Raw genomic sequence first — 18205 nt, 5'->3', positions numbered from 1 at the left:
GCTGACCGCCATTCTATTCTCTCCCGGCACAGGAACGGCCCGTGGCTGAAGACAGCGATCTGGAAAAAAGCGAGGCCCCCACGCCCCATAGGCTGGAAAAGGCGCGCGAAGATGGCCAGATCCCGCGTTCGCGCGAGCTGACCTCGGTGCTGATGCTGGTGGCCGGGCTGGCGATCGTTTGGGTCTCCGGCGGCAATATGGCGCAACAGCTGGCGATGATGTTGACCCAGGGGCTGCATTTCGACCACGGCATGGTCAGCAACGACAAACAGATGCTGCGTCAGCTGGGCATGCTGCTGCGCCAGGCGGTCTGGGCGCTGCTGCCGATCATGGCGGGATTGGTGCTGGTGGCGATCGCCGCGCCGATGCTGCTGGGCGGCATTTTGTTCAGCGGCAAGTCGATCAAGTTTGATTTAAAACGCATGAACCCGCTGTCCGGGCTGAAGCGCATCTTCTCCAGCCAGGTGCTGGCGGAACTGCTGAAGGGCGTCCTGAAGGCGACGCTGGTGGGGTGGATTACCGGTTTGTATCTGTGGCACAACTGGGCGGCGATGCTGCACCTGGTGACGCAACAGCCGCTTGACGCGTTGGGCAATGCGCTGCAGATGATTATTTTTTGCGGCCTGTTGGTGGTGCTGGGGCTGACGCCAATGGTGGCGTTCGACGTGTTTTATCAGCTGTGGAGCCACTTCAAGAAGCTGAAGATGACCAAGCAGGATATCCGCGACGAGTTCAAGGACCAGGAAGGGGATCCGCACGTTAAGGGGCGCATCCGCCAACAGCAGCGGGCGATCGCCCGGCGGCGCATGATGGCCGACGTGCCGAAGGCCGACGTGATCGTTACCAACCCGACGCACTACGCCGTGGCGCTGCAGTACAACGACAAGAAAATGAGCGCGCCGAAAGTGCTGGCCAAGGGGGCCGGCGAAATTGCGCTGCGCATTCGCGAGCTGGGCGCTGAACACCGCATCCCGATGCTCGAGGCGCCGCCGCTGGCGCGCGCGCTGTATCGACACAGCGAGATTGGACAACATATCCCGGCCACGCTGTATGCCGCGGTCGCCGAGGTGCTGGCTTGGGTATATCAGCTGCGCCGCTGGCGGCGCGAAGGCGGCCTGATCCCGAAAAAACCTGAACGTTTACCGGTGCCGGAAGCACTGGATTTTGCTGGAGAGAGTGACTCTGATGGCTAATTTGGCCTCCCTGCTTCGTTTGCCGGGCAATTTTAAAGATACGCAGTGGCAGGTGCTGGCCGGCCCGATACTGATCCTGATGATCCTGTCGATGATGGTGTTGCCATTGCCGGCGTTCGTTCTCGATTTGCTGTTCACCTTCAACATCGCACTGTCGATCATGGTGCTGCTGGTGGCGATGTTCACCCAGCGCACGCTGGAATTCGCCGCTTTCCCGACCATTCTGCTGTTCTCCACGCTGCTGCGGCTGTCGCTCAACGTGGCCTCGACGCGCATCATCCTGATGGAAGGGCATACCGGTTCGGCCGCGGCCGGCCGCGTGGTGGAAGCCTTCGGCCATTTCCTGGTGGGCGGCAACTTCGCCATCGGCATCGTGGTGTTTATCATTTTGGTGTTGATCAACTTTATGGTGATCACCAAGGGCGCCGGGCGCATCGCCGAAGTGGGCGCGCGCTTCGTGCTGGACGGCATGCCGGGCAAGCAGATGGCGATCGACGCCGACCTCAACGCCGGGCTGATCGGCGAAGACGAGGCCAAAAAGCGCCGCGCCGAAGTGACGCAGGAAGCGGATTTCTACGGCTCGATGGACGGCGCCAGCAAGTTCGTGCGCGGTGATGCGGTCGCCGGCCTGATGATTATGGTGCTGAACGTGGTCGGCGGCCTGTTGGTGGGTGTGATCCAACACGGCATGGAGCTGGGGGCGGCGGCGGAAAGCTATACGCTGTTGACCATCGGCGACGGGCTGGTGGCGCAGATCCCCGCGTTGGTGATTTCTACCGCAGCAGGCGTGATTGTCACCCGGGTGGCGACCGATCAGGACGTGGGCGAGCAGATGGTCGGCCAGCTGTTCAACAACCCGCGGGTGATGCTGCTCAGCGCCGCCGTGCTGGGGTTGCTGGGCCTGGTGCCGGGCATGCCGAACCTGGTGTTCCTGCTGTTTACCGCCGCCTTGCTGGGGCTGGCCTGGTGGCTGCGCGGCCGCGAACAACAGGCGCCGAAAGCGGCCGAAGCGCCGGTAATACAGGAAAATCCGCAGGCGGCGGAGGCCAGCTGGTCCGACGTACAGCTGGAGGACCCGCTGGGCATGGAGGTCGGTTACCGGCTGATCCCGATGGTCGATTTCCAGCAAAACGGCGAACTGCTCGGGCGTATCCGCGGCATCCGCAAGAAATTCGCTCAGGATATGGGCTATCTGCCGCCGGTGGTGCACATCCGCGATAACCTGGAGTTGCCGCCCGCCAGCTACCGCATCCTGATGAAAGGGGTGGAAATCGGCAGCGGTGAGGCGCAGCCGGGCCGCTGGCTGGCGATTAACCCCGGCAACGCGGTGGGTGAGCTGGCGGGAGATAAAACCGTCGATCCGGCCTTTGGGCTGGAAGCGGTGTGGATCGACAGCGCGCTGCGCGAGCAGGCGCAGATCCAGGGCTTTACCGTGGTGGAGGCCAGCACCGTGGTGGCGACGCACCTCAATCACCTGATTGGCCAATTCGCCAGCGAGCTGTTTGGCCGCCAGGAAACCCAACAGCTGCTGGATCGCGTCTCGCAGGAGATGCCGAAGCTGACCGAAGACTTCGTGCCGGGCGTGGTTTCGCTGACCACGCTGCACAAGGTGTTGCAAAACCTGCTGGCGGAACGGGTGTCGATCCGTGATATGCGCACCATCATTGAAACGCTGGCGGAACATGCGCCGACGCAAAGCGATCCTTATGAACTGACCACGGTGGTGCGGGTGGCGCTGGGCCGGGCGATCGCTCAACAGTGGTTCCCGGGCAACGGCGAAATCCAGGTTATCGGCCTGGATACCCAGCTGGAGCGGCTGTTGCTGCAGGCGCTGCAGGGCGGCGGCGGGCTGGAGCCGGGGTTGGCGGATCGCCTGCTGGAACAGGCGAAGCAGGCCCTGCAGCGGCAGGAAATGCTCAGCGCGCCGCCGGTATTGCTGGTCAATCATGCGCTGCGCGCGTTGCTGGCCCGCTTCCTGCGCCGCAGCCTGCCGCAAATGGCGGTGCTGTCGAATCTGGAAATCAACGACGACCGGCAAATTCGCATGACCTCAACCATTGGAGCCGCATGATGAAACGCTGCCTGCCCGCGCTGTTGTTGCTGATGCCGTTGCTGGCCGAAGCGGTGTCCGGCTCCTGGGTGGCCGAGGGCGCCGGCGTAACGCTGGAGCAGGGGGGCGTGCGCGATACCTCCGACGGGTTGCGGCCGCCTAACGCGCTGCCGGACGCCAATGCGCGCATCACCAGCGTCAGCTGGCGCTATCGCCTGCTGTCGGGCGAGCCGGCCGGCCTGCAGGTGCTGCTGTGCACCCTGAACCGGTGCATTGCCCTGGGGGGCGGCAGCGGCACCAGCAACGGGCTGCAGGGGGAACCCGCCAATTCGGAGTTGCGCTTCGTTTACTACGTGCAGTCGCGCGGAGGGCTGAATCCGCCGCTGCGGGTGATCGGCAATCAGGTGATCGTTAACTACCAATGATCGGCCGTTTCAGGCCAATATCGCCAGGCCGTTGCGGTCGATAAGCGAAAGCAGCTTCATGGCGGCGGAGTTGGGTTGCGCTTCGCCGCGCTCCCATTTTTGCACCGCTTTTTTGCTGACGTTCAGGTACAGCGCGAACACCGGCTGGCTGACGTTTTCGCGTTCGCGCAGCGCGCGGATATCCGCCGGGCCGTAGTGTTTGACCGGCCGCAGGCACAGCATGTCGAAGGTGCGCATGGTGACGTCATCGACGAATCCCGCCTGATGCAGCCCCTGAACTTCCTGATGGATCTCGGCAAGGATCTTGCTCATCGCTTAACTTCCTCAATGTTTTGCTATTGACCAGCTGATACAGCCGGAAAGGGCTGTAGTCCAGATAAAGCGCAGCCAGATGTTTCAAGCCCTGCAATTCATCCGCCGTGATGTTTTCCCTTTCATTTTTGGCAAAGCCGCGCATGAAAAACAGGCGATTTTCATCGCAAAAGGCGATCAGCACGCGATAGCCGTTGCGTTTACCGCCGCCGGGGCGGGCGATGCGTTTTTTATACACGCAGCCGCCGAGGTTGGCGTCATACAGCTGATTTTGCATTTCGCGCGCGGCTTTTATTATTGCGGCATCGCGGATGCGTTCACCGGCGGCGAAGGCCTGGAAGGTTTTGGTGAGATAAATGTCGGTCATTCACTCTCCTGTGAAATTTATACCCGATTAGGGTATATATCAAGGGGTTTAAAAACCGACACAGGGTTGCGGACCCGGCTGGCGCAGGCAAGGCGTTAACCTAAAGGATGCGTGATGCTGTGCGAATAAACAGCGGTAAACGGCAGAGTGTAGAGTGATGATGCGATCGGCAGCGCACGCCCGGCAGCCCCGGGCGAAGAAGAGGGTTCAGACGCCGATTTTACGTCCCAGCAGGCTATTGCCGCGCGATTGGCCATCCGGGCCATAGAGCGATTTGTTTTGTTTGCTCAGAATGGCCAGCGCCTGCGCGTTGTGGTCGATCTGCTGATTGAGCAGCATGCCGTTGTGCTGATTTTTCTCTCTCAGCGTCTGGCTCAGCTGTTGCACCTGCCGCCAGCGCTCCGCCAGATGAGGCTGCCCGCGATAGGGCGCCTGCAGGCCCTGGGCGTTCTCCTGCCCGCGCCGCTGCTGTTCCAGGTAGTTGACCGTCGCTAACAGCTGGCTTTTGGCGTCGGTGACGCGCTGCAGCGCCACGCCGGGCAACTGGCCCGAACACAGCAGATGATGTTCTTCCGCCAGCGTCGTATCCAGCGTTCGCAAGGTTTCCAGCAGGCTATCCAGCAAGGGTGCCAGGTTTTCCATGGTGGTCGATTATCCTTCAGATATTCCCGGTCGCCGCGCCATCGGCCGCGCTCGGGGTGCTATTGCATATCGCTCTGCGCATTCTGCAGCAGCGCGTCGGCGATCTTTCCGGTATCCATCTTCAATTCGCCGCTGCGGATCGCCTGTTTGATGGCTTCCACCCGGCCCATATCGATGTCCTGGGTCCCAGGCTGCATCAGGCGGGCTTGCGCTTCGCTCAATTTAACCTGGGTGCCGCTGACGGCGGTTTCCGCGGTTGCGGCCTTGCGCGGCTGCAGCGGGTTGTCGGCCGGCGTTTCACGCGGTTGCACCGTTGGAACCGGGTGCAGCCGCTGGGTGCGATCGATGCTCATGTTCACTCTCCATCTGCGCCATCGCCACCGGGCGACAACGCTGAAATGATAGTTTTGCGGCCCTGGTGGCCAATAAAATACTGCCTATATTTTTCTTATCGGCAAGGTTTGGCAAACCTTTACACTTTTATAACGTGATGCGAATGCTGCCGTCGCTACCGGCGATGCCGCTGACCGTCTGGCCCGATGCCATACGTACGCGCACGCTGTCTTTGGCGGCGGCGTTGTTCAAGGCCTTGCCGGCGCCGCTGACGTTAAACCCTTCCCCCTGGGCGGTGACCTGAACCGACTGACCGGCTTTGACCACCCAGGCGCGGCGCAGCATGGCGAGCGTCAGCGGCTGGCCGGGAATGACATTGCGCAGGCTGACGCTGCCGAGCGCGTTGTCCGCATCGGTCAGGGTGAGCGGCGGTAGCCTGTCCAGCCGGCCGGTTTTCAGCGTGACGTCCGCCGGCGTTAAACGGCTGCCTGCGATGATGCTGCGCGCCGAGACCAGATAGCGCCCGGTCACCTGCACCTGGGCCTGGATAAAGCGGCGCTCCTGGCCGCAGCGGACCGAGAAGCTGAGATTGCCCCACAGGCGGGTGCTCTGCGGCATCGACAGCTGCGGCAGCTCGCACTGCGGCCATTGCGCCGCCGGCGTGTGCACCAGTACCTTGACACGCACCGCTTCGTCGCTGAAGCGGCTCTTGATGAAGCTTTCAATCTGCGCCGCCAGATCCTCTGAGCGGGCGCCAAAACTGCACAGCAGGCCGACAAGCAGCAGCATTTTACCTTTCATCGTCATCTTCTCAAGCCTCATCGGGATACGCGTAAGTGTACCGGGACGGCACGCAGGCTAAGCAGATAAATAGCGGCCCATTTTGCCCTTATTCCCGCGATAGGCTGGCAGAAGGGGCGTTTATGCTGTCGGCTCCAAATTCTAACCTCGCGGAGGGAGCATGCTCGACAAATTGGACGCGGCTCTGCGCTTTAGTCAAGAGGCGTTGAACCTGCGCGCCCAGCGGCAGGAAATCCTGGCCGCCAACATCGCCAACGCAGACACGCCGGGCTATCAGGCGCGGGACATCGATTTCGCCAGCCAACTGAACAAGGTGCTGGAACAGGGGCGCGCCAGCGGCAGCGGCATTGCGCTGAACCTGACCGCCGCGCGCCATATACCGGCACAGAACATGCAGCCGCCGCAGCTCGATTTACTGTTCCGGGTGCCGGATCAGCCGTCGATGGACGGCAACACGGTGGACATGGATCGCGAGCGCACCAACTTCGCTGACAACAGCCTGAAATATCAGACCGACCTGACGCTGATCGGCGGCCAGATCAAAGGGATGATGTCGGTGCTGCAACAAGGATAAGGCTCATGTCATTACTGAATATATTTGATATCTCCGGCTCGGCGCTGTCCGCCCAGTCGCAGCGCATGAACGTCAGCGCCAGCAATATGGCCAACGCCGACAGCGTCACCGGCCCGGACGGCCAGCCCTATCGCGCCAAACAGGTGGTGTTCGAAGTGGCGGCCGCACCCGGCCAGCCGACCGGCGGCGTGCGCGTGGCGCAGGTGGTGGACGATCCGGCGCCGGAACGCCTGGTGTACCAGCCGGGCAACCCGTTGGCGGACGCCAAGGGTTACGTGCGCATGCCGAACGTCGACGTGGTAGGCGAGATGGTCAACACCATTTCCGCCTCCCGCAGCTACCAGGCCAACGTCGAGGTGCTCAACACCACCAAGTCGATGATGATGAAAACCCTGACGCTGGGTCAGTAACCGGAGATTTCCATGTCAGTTTCCCCAACCACCAAGCCCTCGCTGGATGACACCATCCTCGGCGCCAACGGCAAAAACACCAACAGCCAGGATCTGAGCGACAGTTTCCTGAAGCTGCTGGTGGCGCAGTTGAAGAACCAGGATCCGACCAACCCGATGCAGAACAACGAGCTGACCTCGCAGCTGGCGCAGATCAACACCGTTCAGGGCATCGAGAAACTGAATACCACGCTGGGTTCCATTTCCGGCCAGATCAACAGCAATCAGTCACTGCAGGCCACTGCGCTGATCGGCCACGGGGTGATGGTGCCCGGCGACACTATTCTGGCGGGCAGCAAAGACGGCAAAGTCAGCACCACGCCGTTTGGCGTTGAGCTGGAGCGCGCCGCCGATCAGGTTACCGCCACCATCACCAACGCCAGCGGCCAGGTGGTGCGCACCATTGACATCGGCGGCCTGACCGCCGGCGTGCACTCGTTCACCTGGGACGGCTCGCTGGACGACGGCAGCGCGGCGCCGGACGGCGCCTACAAAGTGGCTGTCAACGCCAAGGGCAACGGCGAACAGCTGGTGGCGCGCAGCCTGCACTTCGGCCTGGTCAACGGCGTGATCCGCGACGGCGACGGCGCCAAGCTGGATCTCGGCCTGGCGGGTAACGCCACGCTCGAAGAAGTACGGCAGATCTTGTAGCCCAACCACTCTTTCACTCAGTTATACGCAAACTCATTCGGAGAATAACATGGCCTTTTCTCAGGCAGTCAGCGGCTTGAACGCGGCAGCAACCAACCTGGACGTGATTGGCAACAACATCGCCAACTCCGCCACCGCCGGCTTTAAATCCGGCAGCGTCTCCTTCGCCGACATGTTCGCCGGCTCGCAGGTCGGGTTGGGCGTCAAGGTGTCCGGCATTACCCAGAACTTCAAGGGCGGCACCACCACCGGCACCAGCCGCGCGCTGGACGTGGCCATTACCGGCAGCGGCTTCTTCCGCATGCAGGACAAGGACGGCGGCATCTTCTACACCCGCAACGGCCAGTTCAAGCTGGACGAAAACCGCAACCTGACCAACATGCAGGGCCTGCAGCTGACCGGTTACCCGGCGGCCGGCACGCCGCCGACCATTCAGCAGGGCGCCAACCCGGTGCCGCTGAGCATTCCCGAAGGCATGATGAACGCCAAGGCATCCACCTCCGGTACCATGGTGGCCAACCTGAAGTCCACCCACAAGGTGCCGGAAAACGACAAGTTCGATCCGACCAAGCAGGACAGCTACAACTACGTCAACACCATCACCGCCTATGACTCGCTGGGCAATGCGCACAACATCAACGCCTACTTTGTGAAAACCGCCGACAACAAGTGGCAGGTCTACACCCAGGACGGCAGTGCGGAACCGGTGAATGCCGGCACCATGGAATTCAGCACCAGCGGCAACCTGGTGAGCACCACCAGCGCCCAGGGCGCAGCCGGCGACTTCAGCATGCTGATCCCGATGGCCGCCAAAGACGGCGCCCCGGCGCAGAACCTCACCCTGAGCTTCGCCGGCAGCATGCAGCAGAACGTCAGCAGCGACTCGGTCAGTAAGGTATCGCAAGACGGTTATGCGGCCGGTGAATACACCAACTTCCAGATCAACAACGACGGCACGGTGGTGGGCATCTATTCCAACCAGCAGACCCAGGTGCTGGGGCAGATCGTGATGGCCAACTTCTCCAACCCGGAAGGCCTGGCTTCGCAGGGCGATAACCTGTGGCAGGAAACCGGCGCCTCCGGCCAGCCGCGCGTCGGCCTGGCGGGCAGCGGCGGCCTCGGCAAATTGGCCAGCGGCGCGCTGGAATCGTCCAACGTCGATCTCAGCCAGGAACTGGTGAACATGATCGTCGCCCAGCGCAACTACCAGTCCAACGCCCAGACCATCAAAACGCAGGATTCTATCCTGCAGACGCTGGTCAGCCTGCGCTAATAGGATTGAGCCATGGATCACGCGATTTATACCGCGATGGGCGCGGCGCGCCAGACGCTGGAGCAGCAGGCGGTGACCGCCAACAACCTGTCCAATGCGTCGACGCCGGGCTTTCGCGCCCAGCTGTCGGCGCTGCGCGCCGTGCCGGTTGACGGCCCGACGCTGGCCACCCGTACGCTGGTGGCCGCTTCGACCCCGGGCGCAGACATGAGCCAGGGCGCGCTGAACTACACCGCACGCCCGTTGGACGTGGCGCTGCAGCAGGACGGTTTTTTGGCGTTGCGCCAGCCGGACGGCAGCGAGGCCTATACCCGCAACGGCAACATTCAGATCTCCTCCACCGGGCAGCTGACGGTGCAGGGTATGCCGCTGATGGGCGACGGCGGGCCGATCGAGGTGCCGCCGTCGGCGGAGGTAACCATCGCCGCCGACGGCACCATTTCGGCGTTGAATGCCGGCGATCCGCCGGAAAACATCGCGCAGATCGGGCGTTTGAAGCTGGTGAAGGCCGATGCGCGCGAAGTGATGCGCGGTGACGATGGCCTGTTCCATCTGACGCCGGACGCTCAGCGGCTGCGGGGCAACCAATTGCAGAACGATCCGCTGGTGCGGGTGATGCCGGGGGTACTGGAAGGCAGCAACGTCAAACCGGTGGAAACCATGGTCGACATGATAGCCAACGCCCGCCGTTTCGAAATGCAGATGAAGGTCATCCACAGCGTGGATGAAAACGAACAGCGCGCCAACTCACTGTTGTCGATGAGTTAAGCAGCAAGGAAATAATCAATGATCCCATCGTTATGGATTGCCAAGACCGGTCTGGATGCGCAGCAGACCAATATGGACGTGATCGCCAACAACCTGGCCAACGTCAGCACCAACGGCTTCAAACGCCAGCGCGCGGTGTTTGAAGATTTGCTGTACCAGACCATGCGTCAGCCGGGGGCGCAGTCCTCCGAGCAAACCACGCTGCCTTCCGGCCTGCAGATTGGCACCGGCGTGCGGCCGGTGGCGACCGAGCGTCTGCACAGCCAGGGCAACCTGTCGCAGACCAACAACAGCAAGGACGTGGCCATCAAGGGACAGGGCTTCTTCCAGGTGCTGTTGCCGGACGGCAGCCAGGCCTATACCCGCGACGGTTCGTTCCAGACGGACAAAAACGGCCAACTGGTGACCGCCAGCGGCTTCCAGGTGCAGCCGGCGATCAGCATTCCGGCCAACGCCCTGAGCATCACCATCGGCCGCGACGGCACCGTCAGCGTCACCCAGCAGGGGCAAACCACCGCCCAGCAGGTGGGCCAGCTGGAGTTGACCACCTTCGTGAACGACAGCGGTCTGGAGAGCATCGGCGAGAATCTGTATCAGCAAACCGAAAGCTCGGGCGAGCCGACCGGCAGCGTGCCGGGCCTGAACGGCGCCGGCCTGCTGTATCAGGGCTATGTGGAAACCTCCAACGTCAACGTGGCGGAAGAGTTGGTCAACATGATCCAGACTCAGCGCGCTTACGAGATCAACAGCAAGGCGGTGTCGACTTCCGATCAGATGCTGCAAAAACTGACGCAACTGTAATTGACGGGCGCAGCCCCGCTGCGCCCGCAACCCCAATTTCGTGAAACAAAGGCGATACCCGTGGTAACCACATATTCGATGGCAACCCTGCCGCGGCAGGGACAACGCTGGCTGGCGGGAATGGTGATGCTGACGCTGAGCGGCTGCGCTTACATTCCGCATAAACCCCTGGTGGACGGCGCTACCACGGCGCAGCCCGCACCGGCGGGGGCGCCGGTGCCGAACGGTTCTATTTTCCAGACCGTGCAGCCGATGAACTACGGCTATCAGCCGCTGTTTGAAGACCGCCGTCCGCGCAACGTCGGCGACACCCTGACCATAGTGCTGCAAGAGAACGTCAGCGCCAGCAAGAGCTCTTCCGCCAACGCCAGCCGCAACGGCGCCAGCAAGTTCGGCGTCGCCACCTCGCCGCGCTATCTGAGCGGCCTGTTGGGCAATGCGCGCGCCGACATGGATATCTCCGGCGACAGCACCTTCGGCGGCAAGGGCGGGGCCAACGCCAACAACACCTTCAGCGGCACCATCACCGTGACGGTCAATCAGGTATTGGTCAACGGCAACCTGCACGTGGTGGGGGAAAAACAGATTGCCATCAACCAGGGCACCGAGTTCATCCGCTTCTCCGGCGTGGTCAACCCGCGCACCATCAGCGGCAATAACTCGGTCACTTCCACCCAGGTGGCGGACGCGCGCATTGAATACGTCGGCAACGGCTATATCAACGAGGCGCAGACCATGGGCTGGCTGCAGCGCTTCTTCTTAAATGTTTCACCGTTTTGAGTTCAGGCTATAACGCCTTTTGGCTAAGGCGAATGAGGTTCCAATGATAAAAAAATTCCTGATGGTTTTGCTGATCGGAACGATAAGCCTGCCGGCGGCGGCGGAGCGCATCCGCGATCTGGTGACGGTGCAGGGGGTGCGCGACAACGCCCTGATCGGCTACGGGCTGGTGGTGGGGCTGGACGGCTCCGGCGACCAGACCATGCAAACGCCGTTCACCACCCAAAGCCTGAGCAACATGCTGTCGCAGCTGGGCATTACCGTGCCGCCGGGCACCAACATGCAGCTGAAAAACGTGGCGGCGGTGATGGTGACCGCCAAGCTGCCGCCGTTTTCGCGCACCGGGCAGAATATCGACGTGGTGGTGTCATCGATGGGCAACGCCAAAAGCCTGCGCGGCGGCACCTTGCTGATGACGCCGCTGAAAGGCGTGGACAATCAAGTCTACGCGCTGGCGCAGGGCAACGTGCTGGTGGGCGGCGCCGGCGCGGCGGCGGGCGGCAGCAGCGTGCAGGTCAACCAGCTGGCCGGCGGGCGCATCAGCAATGGCGCCACCATAGAGCGCGAATTGCCGACCACCTTCGGCAGCGGCGGCGTGATTAACTTGCAGCTGAACGACGAAGATTTCACCCTGGCGCAGCAGATCAGCGACGCCATCAACCGCCAGCGCGGCGGCGGCACCGCGTCGCCGCTCGACGCCCGCACCATTCAGGTACTGGTGCCGCAGGGCAACAGCTCGCAGGTGCGTTTTCTGGCGGAGATCCAAAATATCCCGATCAGCGTCGGGGCGATTGACGCCAAGGTGATCATCAACTCGCGCACCGGCTCGGTGGTGATGAACCGCGACGTGATCCTGGACTCTTGCGCGGTGGCGCAGGGCAATCTGTCGGTGGTGGTCGATCGGCAAAATACCGTCAGCCAGCCGAACACGCCGTTTGGCGGCGGGCAAACGGTGGTGACGCCGAACACCCAGATCTCGATGCAGCAGCAGGGCGGTTCGCTGCAGAAGGTCAACGCCAGCGCCAACCTGAACAACGTGATCCGCGCGCTGAATGCGCTGGGCGCCACGCCGATCGATCTGATGTCGATCCTGCAGGCGATGCAGAGCGCCGGCTGCCTGCGCGCCAAACTGGAAATCATCTGATGGCCGGCGACTTGATGGCGATGTCGGGCGCGGCCTATGACGCCCAGGCGCTGAATGGGCTGAAGCGCGATGCGGCGGCCGATCCGCAGGGCAACCTGAAACAGGTGGCGCAGCAGGTCGAGGGCATGTTCGTGCAGATGATGCTGAAGAGCATGCGCGCCGCGCTGCCGCAGGACGGCGTGCTGAGCAGCGAGCAAACGCGGCTTTACACCTCGATGTACGACCAGCAGATCGCCCAGCAGATGTCGCAGAAGGGGCTGGGGTTGGCCGACATGATGGTGAAACAGATGACCAACGCCAACGGCGCGCCGAGCGAAACGGCAGGCACGTCGCCGATGGCGCTGGACAATGAGGTGCTGCAAACGCTGCCGAATCAGGCGCTGGAGCAGATGATTCGTCGCGCGGTGCCGAAAGCGCCGCCGGCGGCGCCGATGTCGCTGAACAACGGCAACTTTGTCGCCCGCCTGTCGATCCCGGCGCGGGTCGCCAGCCAGCAGAGCGGCATTCCGCATCAGCTGATCGTGGCGCAGGCGGCGCTGGAGTCCGGCTGGGGCCAGCGCGAGATCCCGACCGCCGGCGGCGCGCCGAGCTACAACCTGTTCGGCATCAAGGCGGGGAGCAGCTGGGATGGTCCGGTCACCGAGATAACCACCACCGAATTCGAGCAGGGGGCGGCGAAGAAGGTCAAGGCGAAATTCCGCGTTTACGGATCTTACGTCGAGGCGATCGCCGACTACGTCAAGCTGCTGACCAGCAACCCGCGCTATGCCGACGTGGCGGCCGCCCGCAGCCCGGAGCAGGCGGCGCACGCCCTGCAGCGGGCCGGGTACGCCACCGACCCGCAGTACGCCAGCAAGCTGGTCAGCGTTATCCAGCAGATGAAGAGCGCCGGCGAGCAGGCGGTGAAGGCCTATACCCACGATTTGCAAGATTTGTTCTAAACCCCCTTCATGCTTGCCGCCTCGCGGCAACGCCAATTATTTAGGGGATAGAGGGTAAGAAGGGCTAGCCGGAGGCTGAGCGTGAGGCCGCTTTTTTTCCTCAAGTTTTTTCCGTTTTTGCCGATAACCGAGACAGGCTGAGCGAACAGGCTCGGCATCTTAATTGAACCCTGTGGGCCGCAGGCGCCGCAGCATAAGGAATCCCGATGTCCAATAGCTTAATCAACACCGCGATGAGCGGGCTGAATGCGGCACAGGTGGCGCTCAGCACCGTCAGCAATAATATTTCCAACTACAACGTGGCCGGCTATAACCGCCAGACCGCCATCCTGGCGCAGAACGGCGGCCTGAGCACCATGAACGGTTTTATCGGCAACGGCGTGACCGTCACCAGCGTTAACCGCGAATACAACCAGTTCATCACCACCCAGCTGCGCGGCGCACAGAGCAATGCGGAAGCGCAGGGCACTTACTACGATAAAATCTCGCAAATCGACAACCTGCTGGCGAGCAAAACCAACTCTTTGTCGACCAACATGCAGGACTTCTTCACCAACCTGCAGAACCTGGTGAGCAACTCCGGCGACGACGCGGCGCGCCAGACGGTGCTGGGCAAGGGCAACGGCCTGGTTAACCAGTTCAACAACACCGATAAGTATCTGCGCGATATGGACAGCGGCGTCAATCAGCAGATCGGCGACAGCGCGCAGCAGATCAACAGTTACAGCCAGCAGATCGCCAGACTGAACGACGAGATCACCCGCCTGCGCGGCAGCGGCGGCGAACCGAACGCCTTGCTGGATCAGCGCGATCAGCTGGTGACCGAATTGAATAAAGTGGTGGGCGTACAGGTGACCCAGCAGGACGGCGACGCCTATACGGTCTCGTTCGCCAACGGCCTGACCCTGGTGCAGGGCAGCACCACCTATCAGGTGGCGGCGGTGCCTTCCAGCAGCGATCCTTCACGACTGACCCTGGGGTATGACCGCGGCCACGGCGCCAGCGAGGTGCCGGAGGGGCAGATCAACAGCGGCAGCCTGAGCGGCGTGATGAAGTTTCGCAGTGAAACGTTGGACAGCGCCCGCAATCAGCTGGGGCAGATAGCCCTGGCGCTGGCGGACAGCTTTAACCAGCAGCACCGCGCGGGCTTCGATCTTAACGGTGACGCCGGCACCGACTTCTTCAGCTTCGGCGGCGGCCGCGTGGTGGACAACACCCGCAATACCGGCGACGCCTCGCTGTCGGTGTCCTACACCGATACCGGCAAGGTGAAGGCCAACGACTATCGCGTCGAGTTCGACGGCAGCAACTGGCAGGTAAGCCGCCTGCCGGACAACGTTAAGGTCAACGCCACCGCCGGCACCGACGCAGACGGCAAGCCGACGCTCAACTTCGATGGCCTGCAGGTCAGCATCGACGGCGACGCCCAGGCCAAAGACAGCTTCACCGTGAAGCCGGTCAGCGACGTGGCCGGCACCCTGAAGGTCGCCATCAGCGACTCGTCGAAAATCGCCGCCGCCAGCAAGGACGACAGCGGCCGCGGCGACAACGACAACGCCAAAAAGCTGATCGATCTGCAAACCCAGAAGCGGGTGGACGGCAAAGCCACCTTCAGCGGCGCCTACGCCGGCCTGGTCAGCAGCATCGGCAACCAGACCGCCTCCGCCAAGGTCGCCACCACCTCGCAGGCCAACATCGTTACGCAGCTGGCCCGGCAGCAGCAGTCGATTTCCGGCGTCAACCTGGATGAAGAATACGGCGAGTTGCTGCGTTTCCAGCAGTATTACATGGCTAACGCGAAGGTGGTGGAAACCGCCAGCTCGCTGTTTGACACCCTGTTAAGCATTCGTTGATTTAATTGCCGACCGGGCCCCTGACGGGGCGCCGATCGCTCAGAGTAAGGAATCTGCAGCATGCGCATGAGCACCAGCATGATGTACCAACAAAACATGTCCGGCATCACCGGCAACCAGTCGCTGTTTATGAAGGCCGCCGAGCAGCTGTCGACCGGCAAACGGGTGATTAACCCGTCCGACGATCCGCTGGCGGCGTCGCAGGCGGTGATGCTGTCACAGTCGCAGGCGGAAAATAACCAGTACACTCTGGCGCGCACCTTCGCCCGGCAGAACGTCTCGATGGAAGAAAACGTGCTGGCCGGCGCAACCTCGACCATCGCCGACATCAAGTCGCTGATCGTCAACGCCGGCGGTACCGAAAGCGATAACGACCGCGATTCGCTGGCCACCCAACTGCAGGGGCTGAAAGATCAGCTGCTCAACCAGGCCAACAGCACCGACGGCAACGGGCGCTACATGTTCGGCGGCTATGTGAACGACAAGCCGCCGTTCGTCGATGAAGGCGGCAAGGTGAGCTATCAGGGCGGCGACAAGGCGGTCGAGCAGAAGGTGGACGCCAACCGCACCATGACTATCGGCCATACCGGCAATACGGTGTTTATGTCGCTGACCAGCAATCCGAAACCCGAGCCGGACGGCAGCGCGCCGGTCGCCAACGTCTTCGAGAGCATCGATATTGCGCTGCAGGCGCTGAAAACCCCGCTGCAGGATGCGGACGACGCCACCAAACAGCAGGTAACCGACGCCCTGGCCAAGGCTAACCGCGGCATGGACAACTCCTATAACAAGGTGCTGAGCGTGCGCGCCGAGTTGGGCAGCCAGCTGCAGGAAATGGATCAGTTGGACAGCATCGGCAAAGAGCGCGACATGACCAACCGGGTGCAGATGAGCGCGCTGACGGATGCGGATCTGGCTGAGTCGATCTCCGCATACTTTATGCAGCAGGCGGCGTTGCAGGCATCGTATAAAACCTTCGGCGATATGCAGGGCATGTCGCTGTTCCAGATGAATCGTTAACCAGGCACTACCCCGGCGTGTCACCACGACGGGTTTCCCTTGGGTGCGCTTAGAAAACGTTATCGCTGCGACGCAGGGGTAGGGAATTCTTGAAACCGGGCGCACTTGTTTGGCACGTCACTTTTTCTCCCACGAAAAGTTTGAGTGACGTGCCTTTTTTTATTTCGCGCAGTGGAAGGATAAATGCGCTAGCCTGAGTTAATGCCGATCGGCATTATGGAATTCAGCGCGAGAGGATATTTTTTATATTATTCGTCAGCAGTTGGCGGTTATTTCTTTTTCTTCACCACTTTCCATTCACCGCCGGCGGACGTCTCGGTGAAAGCAATTTTAAACTTGTTGCTTTTCCAGTGAGTCAAACCGAATAATCGGCGTGCCTTGCGGTTGCTTTTCGCTTTAATCATGATGTCGCTCCTGTGGTTAGCCAAGGTCGATGCTGCGCCCCGCAGCCGGCAGGCGCCGGACGCATTTATTTAGGGTGTACGGTGCCTGCCGCGCAGGGTATAAGTGCGTGGCTAAGTTATTTTTAAATTTTATCCCTAAGGAATAAACGAATTTTTATTGCCGTTAATCTATAAAATAGTGCGAAATAACATTTCGTTACCGGGTCTATTCTAGGTTGGGTATTTTTTTATTCAAGCCGCTGGAGACATTTGAACCTTAATCCGGATAAAAGGGGTTTCTCAGGCTTTTGTCCCAAGAAAGCGTTTTTATTGCCATTTTGTCTCAGGGGAAAGAGAGGCGGGAGGAGGGGGCGGCCTGCGGAATTCAGAAAGTCATGCCGCCGATCACCGCCGCCAGCCGGTCGAAGACCTCGCCGAACAGGTGCTCGCAGAACGGCGCCAGCATCGGCATCATCATGCCGAGCGTCATGATGCCGATGGTCATGGTGACTGGGAAACCGATAACAAACACCGACAGCTGCGGCGTCATGCGGTTGAGCAGGCCGAGCGCCATGTTGAGCGTCAGCAGCAGGCAGATCAGCGGCAGCGCCAGCATCAGGCCGTTGATGAAGATCAGCGAGCCGACCTGGGTCAGCACCAGGAAGCCGTTGCCGTTCAGCGGCCGGGTTTGGACCGGCAGGGTGTGGAAGCTGTCCGCCAGCAGGGAAATCAGCCACAGGTGGCCGTCGAAGCTGAGGAACAGCAGCATCGCCAGCAGGTTGAGCAGCCTGGCCAGCACCGGCATGTTCGGCCCGCCGCTGGGATCGAAGAAGGTGGCGAACGACAGCCCCATTTGCATGCCGATCACCTCGCCGGCCAGCCGCACCGCCGCAAAGGCGAACTGCATGGTCAGCCCCAGCGCCACGCCGATCAGGATCTGTTGGATGGCCAGCCACAGGCCGGCGGCGGAGAATATCGGGATATTGCTGGTGGGCAGCGTCGGTGCGATGAGGATAACGATCAGGCCGCCGAGGCCGATTTTCACCTTTTTGCTGATTTGCTTCTCGCTGAATAGCGGCGCGCTGCCGATCAGCGCCAAAATGCGCAGCAGCGGCCAGAAATATTGGCTGAGCCATACGCCGAACTGGGCGCTGTCGAAGGTGAGCACGGTCAGCCGATCAGGTTGGGCAGGTTGCTGAACAGCATGCGCATGTAGTCCAGCAGCAGATTCAGCATCCAGGGGCCGGCGATCACGATGGTGGCGAACACCGCCAGAATCTTGGGGATGAACGACAGCGTCATTTCGTTGATCTGGGTGGCGGCCTGCAGCAGGCTGACCACCAGGCCGCTGATCAGCGCCGCCAGCAGCAGCGGGGCGGCCAACGCCAGCGCCACTTTCATCGCTTCGGTGCCCAGTGCCATGACCGATTCGGGTGTCATTATGC

22 protein-coding genes are annotated in these 18205 nt (G+C 61.7%); 14 read left to right on the top strand and 8 right to left on the bottom strand.

Features of this window, described 5'->3' with window-relative positions; all coding sequences use genetic code 11:
* Positions 1 to 41: 41 nt before the first annotated feature.
* The 3 genes from flhB to KHA73_RS14585 are packed head-to-tail and all read left to right on the top strand — an operon-like array spanning position 42 to position 3668.
* Positions 42 to 1193: a flagellar biosynthesis protein FlhB gene (gene flhB / locus KHA73_RS14595; protein WP_234585077.1), complete on the top strand. Its 1152-nt coding sequence runs from the start codon at positions 42 to 44 to the stop codon at positions 1191 to 1193.
* On the top strand, positions 1186 to 3264 hold the full coding sequence (flhA, locus tag KHA73_RS14590) for a flagellar biosynthesis protein FlhA (RefSeq protein WP_234585076.1): 2079 nt from the start codon (positions 1186 to 1188) through the stop codon (positions 3262 to 3264). Before flhB ends, flhA begins: the two co-directional genes overlap by 8 nt.
* Positions 3264 to 3668, top strand: a complete 405-nt coding sequence (locus KHA73_RS14585; RefSeq protein ID WP_234591282.1) for a flagellar protein FlhE — start codon at positions 3264 to 3266, stop codon at positions 3666 to 3668. Before flhA ends, KHA73_RS14585 begins: the two co-directional genes overlap by 1 nt.
* A gap of 9 nt (positions 3669 to 3677) precedes the next feature.
* Here the strand turns inward: KHA73_RS14585 and KHA73_RS14580 are convergent, their stop codons facing one another.
* The 5 genes from KHA73_RS14580 to flgA form a co-directional block, all read right to left on the bottom strand.
* Complete coding sequence (locus tag KHA73_RS14580; protein WP_234585075.1) at positions 3678 to 3980, bottom strand: helix-turn-helix domain-containing protein; 303 nt, start codon at positions 3978 to 3980, stop codon at positions 3678 to 3680.
* Positions 3913 to 4347: a type II toxin-antitoxin system RelE/ParE family toxin gene (locus tag KHA73_RS14575; RefSeq protein WP_234585074.1), complete on the bottom strand. Its 435-nt coding sequence runs from the start codon at positions 4345 to 4347 to the stop codon at positions 3913 to 3915. The genes KHA73_RS14580 and KHA73_RS14575 overlap by 68 nt, the downstream gene beginning before the upstream one ends.
* Positions 4348 to 4554: 207 nt before the next feature.
* Positions 4555 to 4989, bottom strand: coding sequence for a flagella synthesis protein FlgN (locus tag KHA73_RS14570; RefSeq protein WP_234585073.1), 435 nt, complete (start codon positions 4987 to 4989; stop codon positions 4555 to 4557).
* Between the two features lie 59 nt (positions 4990 to 5048).
* The gene (gene flgM, locus KHA73_RS14565) at positions 5049 to 5342 is read right to left on the bottom strand and encodes a flagellar biosynthesis anti-sigma factor FlgM (RefSeq protein WP_234585072.1); all 294 of its coding nucleotides are present in this window, start codon (positions 5340 to 5342) and stop codon (positions 5049 to 5051) included.
* 127 nt (positions 5343 to 5469) lie between these two features.
* Positions 5470 to 6123 carry a flagellar basal body P-ring formation chaperone FlgA gene (gene flgA, locus KHA73_RS14560; RefSeq protein ID WP_234585070.1) on the bottom strand — a complete coding sequence of 218 codons (654 nt, stop codon included), beginning with the start codon at positions 6121 to 6123 and terminating at the stop codon, positions 5470 to 5472.
* 160 nt (positions 6124 to 6283) lie between these two features.
* On the opposite strand from flgA, the gene flgB reads away from it, so the two are divergent.
* The 11 genes from flgB (at position 6284) to flgL (ending at position 16377) form a co-directional block, all read left to right on the top strand.
* On the top strand, positions 6284 to 6697 hold the full coding sequence (gene flgB, locus KHA73_RS14555) for a flagellar basal body rod protein FlgB (protein WP_234585069.1): 414 nt from the start codon (positions 6284 to 6286) through the stop codon (positions 6695 to 6697).
* Positions 6698 to 6702: 5 nt separating this feature from the next.
* On the top strand, positions 6703 to 7107 hold the full coding sequence (gene flgC / locus KHA73_RS14550; protein ID WP_234585068.1) for a flagellar basal body rod protein FlgC: 405 nt from the start codon (positions 6703 to 6705) through the stop codon (positions 7105 to 7107).
* 12 nt (positions 7108 to 7119) lie between these two features.
* The gene (flgD, locus tag KHA73_RS14545) at positions 7120 to 7797 is read left to right on the top strand and encodes a flagellar hook assembly protein FlgD (protein ID WP_234585067.1); all 678 of its coding nucleotides are present in this window, start codon (positions 7120 to 7122) and stop codon (positions 7795 to 7797) included.
* Positions 7798 to 7846: 49 nt separating this feature from the next.
* Entirely contained in the window at positions 7847 to 9070 is a 1224-nt protein-coding gene (gene flgE, locus KHA73_RS14540) for a flagellar hook protein FlgE (protein WP_234585066.1), read from the top strand.
* 12 nt (positions 9071 to 9082) lie between these two features.
* Positions 9083 to 9838: a flagellar basal body rod protein FlgF gene (locus KHA73_RS14535; protein WP_234585065.1), complete on the top strand. Its 756-nt coding sequence runs from the start codon at positions 9083 to 9085 to the stop codon at positions 9836 to 9838.
* A gap of 18 nt (positions 9839 to 9856) precedes the next feature.
* The gene (gene flgG / locus KHA73_RS14530; protein WP_234585064.1) at positions 9857 to 10639 is read left to right on the top strand and encodes a flagellar basal-body rod protein FlgG; all 783 of its coding nucleotides are present in this window, start codon (positions 9857 to 9859) and stop codon (positions 10637 to 10639) included.
* A gap of 78 nt (positions 10640 to 10717) precedes the next feature.
* Positions 10718 to 11419 (top strand): flagellar basal body L-ring protein FlgH, encoded by a 702-nt coding sequence (flgH, locus tag KHA73_RS14525; protein WP_234591280.1) that lies wholly within the window; start codon positions 10718 to 10720, stop codon positions 11417 to 11419.
* Positions 11420 to 11462: 43 nt separating this feature from the next.
* Positions 11463 to 12563, top strand: coding sequence for a flagellar basal body P-ring protein FlgI (locus KHA73_RS14520; RefSeq protein ID WP_234585063.1), 1101 nt, complete (start codon positions 11463 to 11465; stop codon positions 12561 to 12563).
* On the top strand, positions 12563 to 13504 hold the full coding sequence (gene flgJ / locus KHA73_RS14515; protein WP_234585062.1) for a flagellar assembly peptidoglycan hydrolase FlgJ: 942 nt from the start codon (positions 12563 to 12565) through the stop codon (positions 13502 to 13504). Before KHA73_RS14520 ends, flgJ begins: the two co-directional genes overlap by 1 nt.
* 206 nt (positions 13505 to 13710) lie before the next feature.
* Positions 13711 to 15357 (top strand): flagellar hook-associated protein FlgK, encoded by a 1647-nt coding sequence (flgK, locus tag KHA73_RS14510; RefSeq protein ID WP_234585061.1) that lies wholly within the window; start codon positions 13711 to 13713, stop codon positions 15355 to 15357.
* Between the two features lie 60 nt (positions 15358 to 15417).
* The gene (gene flgL, locus KHA73_RS14505) at positions 15418 to 16377 is read left to right on the top strand and encodes a flagellar hook-associated protein FlgL (RefSeq protein ID WP_234585060.1); all 960 of its coding nucleotides are present in this window, start codon (positions 15418 to 15420) and stop codon (positions 16375 to 16377) included.
* Between the two features lie 269 nt (positions 16378 to 16646).
* Here flgL and sra read toward each other — a convergent pair whose 3' ends face one another.
* The 3 genes from sra to fliQ form a co-directional block, all read right to left on the bottom strand.
* Positions 16647 to 16781, bottom strand: coding sequence for a stationary-phase-induced ribosome-associated protein (gene sra, locus KHA73_RS14500; protein WP_234585058.1), 135 nt, complete (start codon positions 16779 to 16781; stop codon positions 16647 to 16649).
* 364 nt (positions 16782 to 17145) lie between these two features.
* Positions 17146 to 17928: a flagellar biosynthetic protein FliR gene (fliR, locus tag KHA73_RS14495; protein ID WP_234585057.1), complete on the bottom strand. Its 783-nt coding sequence runs from the start codon at positions 17926 to 17928 to the stop codon at positions 17146 to 17148.
* 2 nt (positions 17929 to 17930) lie between these two features.
* A complete protein-coding gene (gene fliQ, locus KHA73_RS14490) occupies positions 17931 to 18200 on the bottom strand; it encodes a flagellar biosynthesis protein FliQ (RefSeq protein ID WP_061794690.1) in 270 nt (89 codons plus the stop codon).
* Between the last annotated feature and the right edge of the window lie 5 nt (positions 18201 to 18205).

The organism is Serratia entomophila (assembly GCF_021462285.1).
GTDB lineage: Bacteria > Pseudomonadota > Gammaproteobacteria > Enterobacterales > Enterobacteriaceae > Serratia > Serratia entomophila.
This window is presented reverse-complemented; position numbering and strand designations above follow the sequence as displayed.

What these genes read in the sequence shown, in the direction of transcription:
- flgA (WP_234585070.1), bottom strand. Translation starts at nt 6,123, where the DNA reads ATGAAAGGTAAAATGCTGCTGCTTGTCGGCCTGCTGTGCAGTTTTGGC.
- KHA73_RS14520 (WP_234585063.1), top strand. Translation starts at nt 11,463, where the DNA reads ATGATAAAAAAATTCCTGATGGTTTTGCTGATCGGAACGATAAGCCTG.
- flgE (WP_234585066.1), top strand. Translation starts at nt 7,847, where the DNA reads ATGGCCTTTTCTCAGGCAGTCAGCGGCTTGAACGCGGCAGCAACCAAC.
- flgB (WP_234585069.1), top strand. Translation starts at nt 6,284, where the DNA reads ATGCTCGACAAATTGGACGCGGCTCTGCGCTTTAGTCAAGAGGCGTTG.
- KHA73_RS14570 (WP_234585073.1), bottom strand. Translation starts at nt 4,989, where the DNA reads ATGGAAAACCTGGCACCCTTGCTGGATAGCCTGCTGGAAACCTTGCGA.
- KHA73_RS14580 (WP_234585075.1), bottom strand. Translation starts at nt 3,980, where the DNA reads ATGAGCAAGATCCTTGCCGAGATCCATCAGGAAGTTCAGGGGCTGCAT.
- KHA73_RS14535 (WP_234585065.1), top strand. Translation starts at nt 9,083, where the DNA reads ATGGATCACGCGATTTATACCGCGATGGGCGCGGCGCGCCAGACGCTG.
- KHA73_RS14575 (WP_234585074.1), bottom strand. Translation starts at nt 4,347, where the DNA reads ATGACCGACATTTATCTCACCAAAACCTTCCAGGCCTTCGCCGCCGGT.
- flhA (WP_234585076.1), top strand. Translation starts at nt 1,186, where the DNA reads ATGGCTAATTTGGCCTCCCTGCTTCGTTTGCCGGGCAATTTTAAAGAT.
- flgH (WP_234591280.1), top strand. Translation starts at nt 10,718, where the DNA reads ATGGCAACCCTGCCGCGGCAGGGACAACGCTGGCTGGCGGGAATGGTG.
- KHA73_RS14585 (WP_234591282.1), top strand. Translation starts at nt 3,264, where the DNA reads ATGAAACGCTGCCTGCCCGCGCTGTTGTTGCTGATGCCGTTGCTGGCC.
- fliQ (WP_061794690.1), bottom strand. Translation starts at nt 18,200, where the DNA reads ATGACACCCGAATCGGTCATGGCACTGGGCACCGAAGCGATGAAAGTG.
- flgJ (WP_234585062.1), top strand. Translation starts at nt 12,563, where the DNA reads ATGGCCGGCGACTTGATGGCGATGTCGGGCGCGGCCTATGACGCCCAG.
- flgL (WP_234585060.1), top strand. Translation starts at nt 15,418, where the DNA reads ATGCGCATGAGCACCAGCATGATGTACCAACAAAACATGTCCGGCATC.
- flgD (WP_234585067.1), top strand. Translation starts at nt 7,120, where the DNA reads ATGTCAGTTTCCCCAACCACCAAGCCCTCGCTGGATGACACCATCCTC.
- flgM (WP_234585072.1), bottom strand. Translation starts at nt 5,342, where the DNA reads ATGAGCATCGATCGCACCCAGCGGCTGCACCCGGTTCCAACGGTGCAA.
- flgK (WP_234585061.1), top strand. Translation starts at nt 13,711, where the DNA reads ATGTCCAATAGCTTAATCAACACCGCGATGAGCGGGCTGAATGCGGCA.
- flgC (WP_234585068.1), top strand. Translation starts at nt 6,703, where the DNA reads ATGTCATTACTGAATATATTTGATATCTCCGGCTCGGCGCTGTCCGCC.
- sra (WP_234585058.1), bottom strand. Translation starts at nt 16,781, where the DNA reads ATGATTAAAGCGAAAAGCAACCGCAAGGCACGCCGATTATTCGGTTTG.
- flgG (WP_234585064.1), top strand. Translation starts at nt 9,857, where the DNA reads ATGATCCCATCGTTATGGATTGCCAAGACCGGTCTGGATGCGCAGCAG.